General features: G+C 56.3%; 1 protein-coding gene. It reads right to left on the bottom strand.

All coding sequences use genetic code 11. The features are described from left to right. Positions 1-485: 485 nt before the first annotated feature. Positions 486-854 (bottom strand): hypothetical protein, encoded by a 369-nt coding sequence (locus QJT82_RS45395; RefSeq protein ID WP_281446730.1) that lies wholly within the window; start codon positions 852-854, stop codon positions 486-488. Positions 855-1,259 lie beyond the last annotated feature (405 nt).

The raw sequence follows: 1,259 nt of genomic DNA on the forward strand, positions 1-1,259 counted from the left end.
CTGCCGGTCGATGCCGATATCGCGACGATCGAGGCGCGTGCTGCCGGTCGTGACGTCGACGAAAGCCAAGTAAACTCAACGGCGATTAGCCCTAGCTGCTAGCAAGGGCTAAATTCCAGTCCCGAAACGATTAGGACTCCGCTAGCCCTCGGCCAACGCTCGCAGCTGTGCGACCACTTAATCTCTGAACCTGAACCGGAAGATCTCCATAAATCCCCTCGGGGCGATTTCCGGAGATCACAAAACGATCGAAAACGGTCGAGTTCGCAGCGGCATTCGAGAGCTATGTCGAGGTAGAAAATGTTTCTGGCCTGGTTCAGCGCTGGATATAAACGCGACTGTCGGGACGACGTTGCGGACCTTTGCGCTCGCCAGTTGTCCGACCGGCGTTAGGGTGCAAACTCTGGTGAACATCATTGCGTGGAATCCACGCCAAACACCGTTTGATGAACGCACGAAACCGGCGTTACCGACAGCGCACCTAGCTATTCTGTCGGCGGGACCGGTTTGGAAGCATCAACCACCACTTCCGGCAACGCAAATGATCTGCGCATTTGGATTGATACATCAGCGCAGATTGCCGCGCGATCAACCAATGCGAACACGTCGTACCGCTGCTTTACGCGCGGATGGTTCGATCCGTTGGAGGGATAAAGCTGATGGGATTTGTAGAACGAAACAGCGTTGGTTGGATGGTTTGTCTGTGAGCAGCTGGCGCCGATGGTGACCGAGCAGATCGCCGACGACCCGGCGGTGATTGGATTTCTTAATCCGCCGGCGCCGGTGCCGTCCTCTGCACCGAACTCAGCTTGAAACGGGCCTTTGACGGGCTCGGCACATGGGCCGCGGCTCAAGGTAGTGATCGCGGCGAATGCGAACGTCCAGGACGAGTCGGATCTCGCGACCGAAATCCGCCGCGTAGATTCTCTGGTCCAGCACATGATCGCGGTCGTCGGCCTCTCCGACGCACAAGTGGACCAGCTGCTAGTTCGGGCAAACGCCCCGTCTGACTGGGTCGCGGAACGAAAGCTAAATTGACTAATTTGAAGGTAGAAGCTCGATTTACTCTCCGCGTCGATGTGATTGACTACCTAGTTCAGAAGCGCGAAGCTCGCTGTCAGGGCGCTCGCGGGATTGTTTTCAATCATGAAGATGCTTACGGAATACTTGGAACGCGCCGTTGAGTTCGAGAAGTTAGCGGTCACTGAGCAGAATGGAGCGTTCAAGGCAGAGCTGTTAAAGCAAGCCTCGGCATACCG

The organism is Bradyrhizobium sp. Mp19 (assembly GCF_029952935.1).
GTDB classification, from domain to species: Bacteria; Pseudomonadota; Alphaproteobacteria; order Rhizobiales; family Xanthobacteraceae; genus Bradyrhizobium; species Bradyrhizobium elkanii.